General features: G+C 44.8%; 16 protein-coding genes and 1 riboswitch. Of the genes, 4 read left to right on the forward strand and 12 right to left on the reverse strand.

Annotated features, from left to right (window positions below):
* Window positions 1-250 precede the first annotated feature (250 nt).
* The 6 genes from A4U59_RS00680 to A4U59_RS00705 all read right to left on the reverse strand — a co-directional run bounded on the left by A4U59_RS00680 (window position 251) and on the right by A4U59_RS00705 (window position 4,865).
* Window positions 251-976: an ABC transporter ATP-binding protein gene (locus tag A4U59_RS00680; protein ID WP_245680458.1), complete on the reverse strand. Its 726-nt coding sequence runs from the start codon at window positions 974-976 to the stop codon at window positions 251-253.
* Entirely contained in the window at window positions 969-1,811 is an 843-nt protein-coding gene (locus A4U59_RS00685) for an ABC transporter permease (RefSeq protein ID WP_245680459.1), read from the reverse strand. The genes A4U59_RS00680 and A4U59_RS00685 overlap by 8 nt, the downstream gene beginning before the upstream one ends.
* Window positions 1,792-2,256 carry a nitrous oxide reductase accessory protein NosL gene (locus tag A4U59_RS00690; protein ID WP_083270574.1) on the reverse strand — a complete coding sequence of 155 codons (465 nt, stop codon included), beginning with the start codon at window positions 2,254-2,256 and terminating at the stop codon, window positions 1,792-1,794. Before A4U59_RS00690 ends, A4U59_RS00685 begins: the two co-directional genes overlap by 20 nt.
* Window positions 2,253-3,635: a nitrous oxide reductase family maturation protein NosD gene (gene nosD, locus A4U59_RS00695; protein WP_157888103.1), complete on the reverse strand. Its 1,383-nt coding sequence runs from the start codon at window positions 3,633-3,635 to the stop codon at window positions 2,253-2,255. The genes A4U59_RS00690 and nosD overlap by 4 nt, the downstream gene beginning before the upstream one ends.
* Window positions 3,636-4,156: 521 nt before the next feature.
* Entirely contained in the window at window positions 4,157-4,378 is a 222-nt protein-coding gene (locus tag A4U59_RS00700) for a helix-turn-helix domain-containing protein (protein WP_070119376.1), read from the reverse strand.
* A 10-nt stretch (window positions 4,379-4,388) separates the two neighbouring features.
* A complete protein-coding gene (locus A4U59_RS00705) occupies window positions 4,389-4,865 on the reverse strand; it encodes a DUF2975 domain-containing protein (RefSeq protein WP_070119377.1) in 477 nt (158 codons plus the stop codon).
* Window positions 4,866-5,423: 558 nt separating this feature from the next.
* Here A4U59_RS00705 and sda point away from each other — a divergent pair.
* The 3 genes from sda (at window position 5,424) to A4U59_RS00715 (ending at window position 7,610) form a co-directional block, all read left to right on the forward strand.
* Complete coding sequence (gene sda / locus A4U59_RS20700) at window positions 5,424-5,543, forward strand: sporulation histidine kinase inhibitor Sda (RefSeq protein WP_245680460.1); 120 nt, start codon at window positions 5,424-5,426, stop codon at window positions 5,541-5,543.
* A gap of 179 nt (window positions 5,544-5,722) precedes the next feature.
* Window positions 5,723-5,806, forward strand: a riboswitch (cyclic di-GMP riboswitch).
* A gap of 79 nt (window positions 5,807-5,885) precedes the next feature.
* Window positions 5,886-6,602, forward strand: a complete 717-nt coding sequence (locus A4U59_RS00710) for an EAL domain-containing protein (RefSeq protein WP_070119378.1) — start codon at window positions 5,886-5,888, stop codon at window positions 6,600-6,602.
* Window positions 6,603-7,064: 462 nt separating this feature from the next.
* Window positions 7,065-7,610, forward strand: a complete 546-nt coding sequence (locus tag A4U59_RS00715; protein WP_070119379.1) for a rhodanese-like domain-containing protein — start codon at window positions 7,065-7,067, stop codon at window positions 7,608-7,610.
* Window positions 7,611-7,693: 83 nt separating this feature from the next.
* Here the strand turns inward: A4U59_RS00715 and A4U59_RS00720 are convergent, their stop codons facing one another.
* Both A4U59_RS00720 and A4U59_RS00725 read right to left on the reverse strand, forming a co-directional pair.
* On the reverse strand, window positions 7,694-8,752 hold the full coding sequence (locus A4U59_RS00720; RefSeq protein ID WP_070119380.1) for an undecaprenyldiphospho-muramoylpentapeptide beta-N-acetylglucosaminyltransferase: 1,059 nt from the start codon (window positions 8,750-8,752) through the stop codon (window positions 7,694-7,696).
* Window positions 8,753-8,794: 42 nt separating this feature from the next.
* Window positions 8,795-9,085 (reverse strand): DUF1871 family protein, encoded by a 291-nt coding sequence (locus tag A4U59_RS00725; RefSeq protein ID WP_245680461.1) that lies wholly within the window; start codon window positions 9,083-9,085, stop codon window positions 8,795-8,797.
* A 207-nt stretch (window positions 9,086-9,292) separates the two neighbouring features.
* On the opposite strand from A4U59_RS00725, the gene A4U59_RS00730 reads away from it, so the two are divergent.
* Window positions 9,293-10,480: a MalY/PatB family protein gene (locus A4U59_RS00730; RefSeq protein WP_070119381.1), complete on the forward strand. Its 1,188-nt coding sequence runs from the start codon at window positions 9,293-9,295 to the stop codon at window positions 10,478-10,480.
* Between the two features lie 190 nt (window positions 10,481-10,670).
* On the opposite strand, the gene A4U59_RS00735 is transcribed toward A4U59_RS00730, so the two are convergent.
* From A4U59_RS00735 to A4U59_RS00750, 4 genes are all read right to left on the reverse strand, one after another.
* Window positions 10,671-11,204, reverse strand: coding sequence for a superoxide dismutase family protein (locus A4U59_RS00735; RefSeq protein ID WP_245680462.1), 534 nt, complete (start codon window positions 11,202-11,204; stop codon window positions 10,671-10,673).
* A gap of 127 nt (window positions 11,205-11,331) precedes the next feature.
* The gene (locus A4U59_RS00740) at window positions 11,332-12,093 is read right to left on the reverse strand and encodes a class I SAM-dependent methyltransferase (protein ID WP_070119383.1); all 762 of its coding nucleotides are present in this window, start codon (window positions 12,091-12,093) and stop codon (window positions 11,332-11,334) included.
* 195 nt (window positions 12,094-12,288) lie between these two features.
* Window positions 12,289-12,669: a VOC family protein gene (locus A4U59_RS00745; RefSeq protein WP_070119384.1), complete on the reverse strand. Its 381-nt coding sequence runs from the start codon at window positions 12,667-12,669 to the stop codon at window positions 12,289-12,291.
* Window positions 12,670-12,754: 85 nt separating this feature from the next.
* Window positions 12,755-13,330 (reverse strand): hypothetical protein, encoded by a 576-nt coding sequence (locus A4U59_RS00750; protein ID WP_083270579.1) that lies wholly within the window; start codon window positions 13,328-13,330, stop codon window positions 12,755-12,757.
* Between the last annotated feature and the right edge of the window lie 141 nt (window positions 13,331-13,471).

Raw genomic sequence — 13,471 nt, forward strand, 5'->3', positions numbered from 1 at the left:
GCAGGCCCAGCTCTGATTATAGGCACGGAATCCAGTCTGCCGTGCCTATATTGTAGGGCCAGCTCTGATTATAAGAACGAGAAGCAGTCTACCGTGCCTGTAATGTTGGCCCAACTATGATTATAGGCACGAGATGCAATCGGCCGTGCCTGTATTGTTGGGCCAGCTTTGATTATAGGCACGGGAATCAGTCTCCCGTGCCTGTATTGCAGGCCCAGCTCTGATTATAAGCACGGGAAGCAATCTCCCGTCAGGAAGACACAATCGAATCAAAAAATACATCCTCCAGCCTCCGCCTTATCCCATCCTGGATGCTGAGCTCCTCTACTGTGCCTTCCACCAGGATTTGCCCATCCTTCATGAACGCAACTCTGTCGGCGACTTCTTCAACATCTGCAAGGATGTGCGAAGATAGCAAAATGGCCGTTCCCCTTTGTTTCTCTTCTCGCAGCATATCCTTGAAGATTTTAACCCAGTAAGGGTCCAGTCCATTTGTCGGTTCGTCGAGAATGAGGACGTCGGCCCCCGGAATGAGGGCCTGGGCAAGGGCAAGCCGCTGCTGCATCCCTTTTGAATAGGCCTTCACTTTTTTGTTCCGGTCCTCCCAGAGTCCCGTCTTTTTCAATAATTCTTCCACTCTGCCGGTCTCCGCTCCGGCCAGCTGCCCAAAAAAGGCCAGAACCTCATAACCTGTCAACACTTTCGGAAACAGCATCGCATCAGGCATGTATGCAAATAACCGTTTATATTCCCGGCTGTTGTTTTTGCTGCTGAACCCATTTATGAAAACGGATCCCTCTGAAGGGGCCAGCTGGCCGGTCGCCATTTGCATGACCGTGCTTTTTCCGGCTCCATTTCCGCCGCAAAGGGCGTATATTTCCCCTTTTTCAACTGTAAAGGAAACGTCGCCGATTATATTTTCACGGTTAAACCGTTTTTTTACTTTGTCTACGTTAATCATCGGTTTTTCAGCCACGATGGATCCCCCGTTTCAGTGAATAGCCGGCTGCGAGCAGCGGCACTGCAATCCATACTGCCGCCGCAGCTGCAAATGCAGCTTGTCCCCATTGACTGTCAGACCATATGGCAAGGTCATAAAGAGTCGGCCCGAAAATTGTTCCGCTCCCCATTGCAATAATCGTCCAAACCCTTACCAGTTCGGCGGGGTTGAGCAAAATGGAGATGGAAAAGAGCGGAATGATTATATCTTTTCCGGCAGCCATTGACAGGCCGATAACGCCAAATTCGTAAAAAAGCACAAAAACCGCCCATAGGAGCACGCTCAATCCAAGTGCGTGAAAACGCGTTTTTGCAATCGTTCCCGCTGCAAATCCGATAGATAAAAACATGAGGATCAGCAGGACGGAAAACGAATAAAACAACAGAAAAAACGGCAATGAAACGCTGCCCCCGCCTATCGCTGCAGCTCCTCCGGCAACGCCGTAGCCGAAGCTGATCACAGCAAACAAAGCCAGAAACATGCCGATATACTTCCCCGCAATAATTGTTCCTGTCTTGACTGGATACGTAAGCAGCAGCCCGAGCCCGCCATCTTCCTTTTCACCGGCCAGCGCTGTGCTGCCGGCAAGCATAGTCAGCAGCGGGATAAGAAAAAGGGAGACATTCAAGAGGCTGGCGGTCGTCCGGTTGAAACCTGTATATCCTGATTCTGCGCCGGCAGCCCCAAAGGTTGTAATGATGACTGCGAGAAGCGCGAATAAGAAGGCAAAACTGAATATCCATTTACTGCGCAGGATGATGCGCAACTCCTGCCTGGCAATCGTCCACATATCAGTGGCCTTCCCAATCAAAATCTGTTATTTCCTGATAACTCAGCAGCCGGCCCTTGCCTTCGTGTTCAATATATTGCTTTGCCTTCTCTTCCGATTCGAATGACAGCACACCATAAGCCATCGGCGTCCAAAAATCTTCATCGTAGGCAAACCCCGCTTCTTCGAGTTCAACCCATTCCGCTGTCTCCACATCACGGACATACTTTTTCTTGATTTCTTCCTCCTTGCCTTCCCCGTTAATATATTCCATCATGCAGCCGATGTCATCGAACTTGTGGACGGTCCCATCTTCGAGAATGAGCTGTGTCGCATAATCGGTATGGGCAACCGACATATTACAGACGATACATGCATCGATATCAGGATTTATTTTTTCCGGTTCATAGCTCTGCTCTTTTCCACAGCCGGCAAGGATAAACAAAACTGCAGCAATCATCACGATTCCAACCTTTAGAATTCTCATCTTTTCACACTCCCATACACAATTGCACCCGTTAGCAACAACAGTATGATTGAAAGGATGCCGATCTGCCATCGGTTCGGCCCTTCTTGAACTGTGTCCTCTTCTTCTCCCGGCGGATTTGTCAGCGGATATCTGTCCACACCTTTTTCAGACGCAAGGGAGGGCATCCATTTCTCAGCAGCTGCCCACATTTTGATTGCCGGGCTTTCAAAGTAAAACTGCAGCTCAGGGTTTTCAAAAACGAGCCGGTCATACATCGTTCCAGATTCATACGGAATTTCACCGATGCCGTCTCCATCTGTATCGAATCCGCGGTAATCATCCCAGTAATTCCCTGAAGAACCGTCATCAAGCGGTTCTTTCTGTTCCACAATTTTCGTCTGGACGACATTGCCGGTAAACCGGTTTCCACTCACCATGTTTCTGCTGTTTTCGTCTTTTAAGTGGATGCCGATATGGTTTCCGGCAAAGAGATTCCCTTTGATGACACTATCCCTGGCATCCTGCAGGCTCAGCCCAGTGCTGTTATATTCCACTCTGTTATTCAGCAGCTCGATCTTTTCCGAATCGAAGATAAGGACACCATACCCCCGGTAATTTAACTGGCGGGTCACCGTGTTCCGCTCGAACTTAATATTTTTCGTTCCCATGACCATCAGGCCGGTTATATTTTCAGACAGCGTGTTTCCCTCAGCTTCGCCGCCTTCTGCGAACATCAAGTGGAGACCGTAGCGCGAATCGCTGATCTGGTTCATTTCAATTTTGCTCTCTTTGGCAAAATCGAAGTAAATGCCATCCTGCATGCCTGTAATTTCATTCCCGGATGCTTCATTGCCGGATCCTTTGAAAAGGTGAATCCCGTTGCCGCGCCTGGAAAAATGGACAGGATAACCGTTTATCCTGTTATTCCGGATGACGTTGCCTTCGGCTTCCTCTACGTATACGCCAAAATGGACACGCTGCAGCGTGTTGTTTTCAATTACATTGTGTGCTCCGGATACATGGATGCCTGCATCATTCCCAGTCTGTCCGCTTGCCAAAAGGGTCAATCCCTTTATAATCGTGTGATCAGAGATGATTTCTATGATGCTGCCTCTTCCGCCCCCGTCAATGACAGCGCCCTTCTCCCCTTCAAGGACCACCGATTTGGAAATCGTCACGTTTTCGCGGTATGTCCCCTTTTCCAGCACAATCCGGTCACCGGTTTCCGCCTGATCGACCGCCTGCTGAACCGAATCGCCCGGCTGCAGCCTGACAACCGATTCGGCACCAGCCGCCGTTGTCTGGAAAAAGAATGAAAACACGAAAAGAAAACCGCTTATCAGAACAGGGCTCAATTCAACGCCTTTTCTTCTTTTAAATAACTTTATTATCTTCATATAATCTACCATCCAGATATTGGTCTAGCCACAGAATAGCAAACAATTGTGAAAAATCCTGAAAGTTTGTGTGAATAAAGATTTGCACCGTATTTAATGTGGTTATAGGGTAGTGTCTGCAGTGGAAAATCGTTTTATTTCCTTTTCGACTAGATAACCATTAGTTTAAACGGCGCAAAAGAGGATGTTGTTTTGCACTTGATGAAAGACGCGGCGGCGAAGGCGACACCGTGAGTGCGATCGGTGGGAAACAGGGACGGATGCCGCACTTGTGGCACGTAGTGTAAGCGAAAGCCTGCAGCGGAAAGGTACAGGTAAGTTCCAGTAGACACTATCCTATTCATTCCGCTAAACGGTACTTTAGTTGAAGATGACATTGTTTCGAATTAGAAAACCGACTCCGTTAATTGAGTCGGCCTTCTCTTGCTGATGGAGTTATTCTAAGGCTTTTTCACTTTGTGATCTTATCGGAACCCCTTGCTGTTTTACCAGGTTCATTTTCATTTCTTGCTATGTTTTGTTTATCCTTTTGTGTCTTCATCATTTTTGTATTCTAAAATATCCCCAGGTTGGCATTCTAATGCTTTGCAAATTGACTCTAACGTTGAAAGCCTGATTGCTTTTGCCTTTCCATTTTTCAATATTGAAAGGTTTGCCATTGTTATTCCAACCCTCTCAGAAAGTTCCGTCACGCTCATTTTCCTTTTAGCCAGCATCACATCAATGTTGATTATGATTGCCATTGGTATCACCTCAGACCACTAAGTCATTTTCTGATTTTATAATAATCGCCTCTTGTAAAAGCCTTTGAAGAACAGCAGCGAATACTGCGATCACCATTGAAGCAAAGATAGGGACCATTCCGACTATTATGAGACCCGGGGCATCGTCCAGCTCTGCTGCGAGAAAAACGAATGGCATCATTATCACATAAAAGGCACTGATTGTGATTGCACAGTATTTTATATTCTTTAAAGCTTTAACAGAAATTTGGGAGAAAGCTTCGTTCTTATCAATATAACTTAAAAGCCTGAACGCATTAAACAATGCAATGTAAAACGGTATTACTGTTACATACAAACCTGCTACTATGGGATACAGTATATAGGCATAATCGGGATTTACAGGATGATCGGCTAACCAAACCAACCCAAATACACTTAACGCAAGAACTGGAGTCCCAATAAGAAAAACAGCTATCTTTAAAAAAAGGGGTGAACCATGTTTCATAAAAAGCACCTCGCTTATTTAGCGTTAATATGATTTCAAGACATTATTTATCGTATCACAATAAATAATTATTGTTAATATATTCTTCTTTGATATCAAAAATCCTCTTATCTTAAAAAATGGGCATGTTAAAGGTCAATGCTGTTATTCAGCAGCAAAAGTATAACTCCCATAAATTTGGCTCATTAAACTCCCTCTATTAATTACACTTTTCTCTTCAATGGTTTCCATTCTTTTTGTATTTACTCTGTATGGCGAATGATCAACAACAAACTTTAACCATTCCACTAACAGGTTCGGTTTTCAGCGTAGTGCTGAGGGAGATCACTTCATCACAGCTGTTCTTTGTTTTTTGCAAAACATGAAGTTACAACCCTCAAAAGCCCTAAACAAATGCAGTCCGCTTGCGAACGTTTTGATTACAGTTGTCGGTAAGGAACTCCGTGATCAGCTCAAATACATATGATTAACGATTGGTTCATATTGCCCTCGAAAGGATTGTGTAAAATTGTTACTGGTTAACGAACAGGAGGGAATCGCTTGAATAGTTTGAAATTGTTGGATTGGAAGGAATTACTGGATGCTTACAAAATAGCACTTGAATTCAATTTATCCGAAGAGTTTATAGAACTGCTGCGAGACGAAATAGATAACCGGAATCTCACGGACTCAAAGTAGGCCCCCTCTTTTATAGCAAGAGGGAGTTTTCATTTTACGACTTGCTCTCTCGAATCTTCGTTAGTTCTTTTTTACTTTATTTTTAACATTTTTTATATAAAAAGAGGTAAACAAATGAATAATTATGTCGATATATAGGATTGAAGTAGGATGTATTAATATTTAAATAATATCGTGACTTTCGATAATGGCAAACCTGTTGAAAAGCAGGGACGCAAAGCTACGAACCTAAGGTATTGTTCTACGGTAGTCGGGCCGCCGAAAAAGACACATTACAAGAGATATCTTCGTGTGTGCTTTTTTCACGTGGATATCTTTTTTATTTTGAGAGGAGGGATGGCTTTGCAGGCAAATCAAAGCCTTAAGGACACGTTTTACCATCTGTACCAGCCGATTTATGATCTTGATGCCAACAAAATTTACGGATATGAAGCGCTCCTGCGAACCGGTCAGCAAATGGGCCCTGAAGCATACTTTGAAGAAAAATCGAACCATGACAGTTTGAATGAAGCGGATATGCGATCCGTATACCAGGCGGTGGTCAGATTTTTTAATGGATATACAAGGAAGTGTCATTTGTTCGTGAATGTCTTCCCTTCCACCCTTATGGATGAGCGATTTTTAAAAGAAATCCTGCAATTGAAATGGAAACTTAAATTCCCTGCCGGCCAGGTGGTGTTTGAGATAAGCGAAGCTGAAAAAATTTCGGATATGCAGTTATTTAAAAAGCAAGTGAGAGAACTGAAAAAGCACGGGTTTTCCATTGCAATAGACGACTTCGGGAAGGAATCATCTTCTTTTGAACGGCTGTTCGAGCTGAATCCTTCTTATATTAAAATGGACAAGTACCTTGCTGAAAATCTTCTGAAAAATCGTAGTAAACAGACCTTCCTAAAAGGTTTTGTCCAGTCTATTTCTCCTAAAACAAAACTGATCATGGAAGGGATTGAAGATGTCCGGGTTGCTGAATTCATCCATGATATCGGTATCCCATTAGGCCAGGGTTATGCGCTTGGTAAACCGGATTATCTCTCTGAACCGGCATCTTCTATGAAGTAGCTTTATTAAGTTTTCCTTATCGGAAAGCATTGGAGAAATGTGGAGTGATAACTTTAAAACCAACAACCTAAACTTGAAAGTGATAGGAACATTTTCGGAACAGGATGCAGCTATGAGCAGTGAGAAACTGCTCATTTTCTATTTAGGAAAAAACAGGAAAGGAAGCCGCTGCTTTCTCACCTGTCTTTTTCTATGCGAAGTTGCCAATTATAGCATCCATATGTGTTAAAACAACAAATAATCTGTGTTCAAAGATAATGTTCCAAAAAAATTCTTTAGCATGTGAATACTTCTCAAACTATGGTTCTGCCCTACTCCGCAAGGTATATCAGCAATGTATAATCATAAATGAAGTTGTCCAATTCATAGCATGCAGTCCAATTAAAGGGGGGTGCAAGCTGGTTGTCCGGACATTGTTTTGGGGTTTGAACATTATTTTGAACGAAAACGGAGGGAAACAAGATGTGGTGGAAAAAATCAAAAGCGTTACTTATGATGCTGGTGCTGTCTTTATCTTTGACGGGGTTCCTTACAGCCTGCAGCGGTGATGAAGAGGCGGAAGCGCCTGCAGATGATACGGCGGCAGCTGAAGAAAGTGCGGAAAATACAGAAGCAACAGCAGAGCCTGTTGTCGATGAAACGGCTATCATTGCTGAAGCAGCAGAAGCGTACTTCAACAACCTCCCTGAAAATGTGAACATGATCGATGTGGAAAAAATGAACGAGCAAGTCAGCCTTGCTGCCGACCAGCTTTTCATTCTGGATATCCGTAGCCCTGAGGACTTCACGAAGGGGCACATCAATGGAGCGGTGAACATTCCATTTGCGCAGGTCGGACAAAAGATGGCGGAAATTCCGAAAGATAAGCAAGTCGCAGTCGTCTGCTATTCCGGACAAACTGCTTCACAGACTGCTGCAGTACTAAAAATGGCAGGTTTTAACACCATCATACTTAAGGGCGGATTCCCGGCATGGGAAAAAGGCGGCTTTGATATCTCCACACTTTAATACCGTTTTCCGTCAGCAAAAACGGAACAGCATTCTGCGCTGTTCCGTTTTTTTACTATACCCCTGCCCGTCCGAACCGTACCCTAAGCGTTTTCGATATGGCGGATGATTTCGTCCAGGCTGTCCCGCTTTGCTTCCTGGTGCATTCTGTCTTTATATTCAAACCTGTTGTCATAAAGGTTTTCCACCCGCTCCAGCAATGATTCGGATGTAAGCTCTTCTTCTTCGAGGACAGAAGCGAAGCCTTTCTTTTCAAATGATTTCGCATTAAGGATCTGGTCGCCGCGGCTTGCCTGCCGGGAAAGCGGGATAAGCAGCATCGGCTTTCTGAGAGCCAGAAATTCAAAGATTGAATTCGAGCCTGCCCGTGAAATGACGAGGTCTGTTGCGGCCAGGACATCCGGCAATTCTTCGCTTACATACTCGAACTGCCGGTATCCTTCCCGCCCTGTTAGGCTGCTGTCCACATTTCCTTTTCCGCATAAGTGGACGACCTGGAAACGGTCCAGCAAGTGGTCCAGCGATCCCCTCACCGCATCATTGATTTTTTTCGAGCCGAGGCTACCGCCCATGATCGTAACGACCGGCTTATTTGCATGAAAACCGAGAAACTCCAGTCCTTCGTCCTTGCTCCCATTAAAAATTTCTTCCCGGATCGGCGAACCGGTATGTTCCGCTTTGTCAGCCGGAAGATGGGCAATTGCCTCTTCAAACGTGACAAATATCCTGGTAGCAAACTTCACCGCAATCTTGTTGGCAAGGCCCGGGGTAATATCCGATTCATGGATAAAGACCGGAATACCAAGCAATTTTCCCGCGATGACAACCGGTACGGACACAAAGCCGCCTTTCGAAAATATGACATCAGGCTTGAGGCGCCTCAGCCGAAAATAAGCATCCCCCACCCCTTTTACGACTTTGAATGGATCCTTTGCGTTTTTTAAATCGAAATATCTGCGCAGCTTCCCGGTTGAAATGCCGTAATACGGCACGCCGGTGCGCTCGATAATGTCTTTTTCGATGCCGTCCTTCGATCCTATGTATGATATCTCCCAGCCTTTTTCCCTCAGCCTTGAAATGATTGCCAGGTTAGGCGTTACATGTCCGGCTGAACCGCCGCCGGTAAAAGTGATTTTTTTCACGTCTTCCGAAGCCTCCCTTAACCTTTCTTCCCATTTAAACCGTTAAATATCGCAGGATGTCGTTTCTCTTGCTTCCACCAGTTTTTCGGCGGTTTTCCTGCATCTATCCATCGGAATATGCTCATCATATGAGAAATGGAAAATGCCCTGGATCCGTTCGGCGATTTGCGCCGCACCCGGGCACTCATGGACTGCCTGCAAAACATCAGCCCATTCCATTTCATAGCTTCCTTTTCCGTAGCCAAGCGGGTCCCAGTCTGCCAGGACCGCTAAAATTTTATCATTTTCACTCATTGCGATCACCTTTGCCTTTACTTTACCTGTTGAACTCATGATAAAACATGCTGCTTGATCTGTGTGCAGCATGCTCCTCCCCAATCATAGCATATAGTCAGAAAACAGTGCTATTCTTACAGTCAAGTGGAATGCAGGAAAAAGAATTGCAGATGAATCCCGAGCCTGTTGCTTTACGGAAATGAAAGGAAAATCTACAATTGTCATAACGGGAAAAATAAATAGTTTACAAACAGGAGGTATTCGATGAAATACGATTTTGATAAAGTGGTTGACCGCCGCAATACCAACTCCATCAAGTGGGATGCAAATGAAGCGCGTTTCGGCGAAAAAGATTTGCTGCCGCTATGGGTTGCCGACATGGATTTTGAAGTGGCCCAGCCGATTGTCGAAGCAATCCAGGAACGGGTAAACCACAAAATCTATGGATATAACATGCAATCCGATTCTACATACGATGCAGTCGCCCACTGGCTGAAAAAAAGACATGGCTGGGAAGTTGAAAAAGAATCGATGAAATTCAGCCCCGGTGTTGTTCCAGCTTTGAGCACGCTCGTCCGCGCGCTGACAGCACCCGGTGATAAAGTCATGATCCAGACGCCTGTCTATTACCCGTTTTTCAAAATGGTTGAAAAAAACGATCGCGAACTGGTGCAAAATGAGCTTGTTTACAAGGAACAAGAAAAGCGCTATGTAATTGACTTCGAGGATTTCGAACAAAAGGCAAAAGACCCTGCCCTTAAGATGGTCATCCTGAGCAATCCCCATAACCCTGTCGGCAGAGTATGGAACCAGGAAGAGCTTGAGAGAATGGGAAGCATTTGCGTCGATAATGACGTTATCATCATTTCGGATGACATCCATTACGACCTGATGCTTAACGGCAACAAATACATACCGATCGCATCGCTGTCGGAGGAGTTCAAACAGCAGACGGTGACGTGCATTGCGCCAAGTAAAACATTCAATCTTGCCGGCATGCAGACATCCGTCATCATCCTGCCGAATAAAGAACACAGGGGTGCCTTCGCTGATGAGATTGAAACACAGGGAATCGGAATGCTCAATTCATTCGGCGCAGCTGCAATGGAAGCGGCGTATAATCATGGCGATGAGTGGCTGGATCAGCTCATTTCATATCTTGAAGGCAACCTCGAGTTTTTAAAAGAGTTCATTGCAGAAAAACTGCCGAAAGTGGATGTCATCGAACCGGAAGGCATGTATCTCGTATGGATGGACTTCCGTAAATACGGCCTCGATTATAAAGAACTGGAAAGCGTCATGTTGAAGAAAGCGAAAATCGCCTTGAACCAGGGACATATATTCGGTGAAGGCGGGCGCGGCTTCCTCCGCATCAACATCGCCTGCCCGCGCAGCACGCTGAAAGAGGGACTGGAGCGGATTGTGAGCGGGATGGAAAGTGCTGCTGAATAGTTGGTTTCTTTTACACGGTCACTGATTCTTCATTCAGTGGCCAAAAACTCACTTCGGCCGGATTTCGGATACGAGTGTACAATCCCGTAACCGTGACCCAGCGTCAACATGTCGGGAACTAAAACCATAAGCACATTATCCATCTCATAATCACATTAAAAGCTGGCTCATCAAATGAGCCAGCCTTTTTTTAATCTCCATTTTTTTTCACGATTTCACCACACGCCACCCGCTCACCGGCATCGCCGGCAGGATCAGTCATGCCGTCATCCGCTTTTTCGTGAATGACAACGGAGGTACCATTCTCCCGAAGCAATGAATGCGGCTTATTTTCTTCCAGTGTCACATTTTCAGCTGTGAGTTCAACATCAACTTTGCCTTCTTCATCCGCCTTGATGTTTTGCAAATCTCCGGCATGAGGCCCCTCAGTATTCATCAGGCCATGTTCATTATCTTCAGGGTTGAAATGCGCACCTGCCGATTTGAAATCCGGCCCTTCGCACTCGGCATTTTCATGGATATGAATGCCATGCACACCCGGCTCAATTCCTGATACTTCTAATTTTATCTTTACTCCTTTATTTTGAGGCTGGATTTCAGCCGTGCCGATTGTATCTCCAACATCATTATAAAGATCAACATCCACCGGTTCGGGAGTCGATTCCGAACAGGCAGCGGCTGTTAATAAAAATAGAAAACTGATTATACTTGCCACTTTTTTCACAAACTGCCCCTCCTCATCCGTTTCTTTTCCCATTGTTGACAGAAGGGCAGTATTTTAAACAGAAGAGAAAAAGGGGCACCGTATCACCGAAAAAAGCAATAATATCAGGGGGCAGGCATCTATATGACTACTTCTTTCTTGCCATAATGAAAAATCGGTGGGCATGGCATTCAAAATAACCGGTCCGTTCAATGATCGTGTGAATTTCTTCAAGCTGCGGAAGGTAGGCCTCAACTGAAAAATCAGGGATTTGCCAAGGGATCGCCTTTAAATAATAGACAAGCGCACCTACATCGTAGAACCGTTCGGCAGGGTATGCTTCCTGGGATTGAAGGATGTCAAACCCATTCAGTTTCAGCTCTTCGACTGCATATTTCTTATTCCAGAATCCGTACCCGAAGTTTTCCTCAACCCCGAGCATCCGGTTTATTTCAAGATTATCTTTGCCGCCGACCTGCTGGGTGACAAACAGTCCGCCAGGTTTCAATATTCTGAACAGCTCTTCCGGATGATAGGATTCATGCCTATTTATAATAAGGTCAAAACGTCTGTCTTCAAATGGAAGATGTTCATCCTGGTCAATCGCATGGACGTGGACACCCAGCGGTTCAAGCTGTTGGGCAGCTTCCTGCACGTTAGGGGCGTACCCTTCAGTGGCATGAGTTTCGGCGGGCAGGGGCTGCATCATTGTCAGGAACTCGCCTCCGCCTGTCCCCATATCAAGCATCGACTGGGCTTCTTTGATTAACGGCAGGATTTTACTTGCATAACTCCAGGGGAGCAGCTCGCTATCCATCCGCCCCGTCTTCGCTACATATTCAAAATTCCAGCCGGCGAACGGCTTTTCCGCTTCTGAAAGAAGCCAGGTATAAAAAGAACCTGTTTCCATATGACTCCCTCCATCAAAAAACATTCCTCTTCACTATATTCATTTTCTGTACCGACTTGCTTTTTTCCTTTAATAGGAAGTTGAAAACCTCAGCAAACGGTCACCTGGACAATCTATAAGATTAGATAACTAGTTCCTTGAAGGAAGGCTTGTATAGTGAAGAGAATATGAATCAGGGGGATAAACCAGTCGGGTTCACTTACTTTCCATTACAGCAAAATAATTTTCCTCATGATCCGCAAAATTAAATACTCTTCCGGAAGGCATTTTCACAATTTCCCCAACCGTGATGCTTTTGCTCGATAAATCATCATGTAATTTTTCGAGGTCTTTTGTGAAAAACATTAAGGAAGGTGTATCAAGGTTTAAATCAGGTGACAGTTCAGCGATTAATTGCTTATTGTGAAGCACGATCCTTGTTTCCGCTTCCTTGGACGGAGCTATTTCAATCCATCTCATCCCCCCGCCGTCGTTCTGATCAGAAATGACACTAAAACCTGCTTTTTCGGTCCAAAACGCGATTGCCTCGTCCTGGTTATTGACATACAGCATAATTTGGCCAACTCTGTTAATCAAAACATCTCCTCCTCAAATGATTGGTCTCCATTTTAGTTCTGCATTTGGAGGATAATTCCTATAAAAAACACCGATAAAATTGCTGTTATTCAACCTCTATATAAAAATCAGCTACTAAATCCTCTTTCACTATGCTTTCCACATTCATGATGCGTACCTGCACCAATCCCTTTTCCTCGAATGTATATGGGGAAACTTTAAAGACGCCATGTATTTGATGTTTCTCTTCCAGGGATGCTTCAGCTGCTTGTTCCACAGGAGACAATTCGGTTTCCCATATCTCTTCTTTACCGGAAGGGTAGCGGACATCTACTTGTGTATGCTCTAAATCCAGCTCCTTCCAGGATACAAAATAAATCTCTGCTTCTGCATCTTTCTTAATTTGCGTATTTGAATAGTAGCCGAATTCACCGATATCCCCATATACAGTAGGATTTTCTCCTTCTACTTGAATAGCCAGCGAAGGGGGGTCATCCGTTAATTCATCATAAATGCCGTATGAGAATAGGCCGGCAGAAATAACGGATAAAGAGATGATGATTTTCTTAAACCCCGCTTTCTTGAAACTGTTCATCACTTCCGAATTAGGCGTGAATTTATTTGCGAATGCCAGGACTAAGATAAGCGCAAGAACAGCAATACCAAAGACTATGAATATCATATTATCACTCCCCTTCTTTTACCTTACGATCCTGTTTGGGATTGGTTTCGTTTTGTTGGTTCTTTACTTTAGGGGCAGGTCAGGAAAATGCGAATTTACAACGTTATATTATTCCTATATTAAAAAGCCCAATTCTCAGTA

Source organism: Bacillus marinisedimentorum (assembly GCF_001644195.2).
GTDB lineage: Bacteria > Bacillota > Bacilli > Bacillales > Bacillaceae_O > Bacillus_BL > Bacillus_BL marinisedimentorum.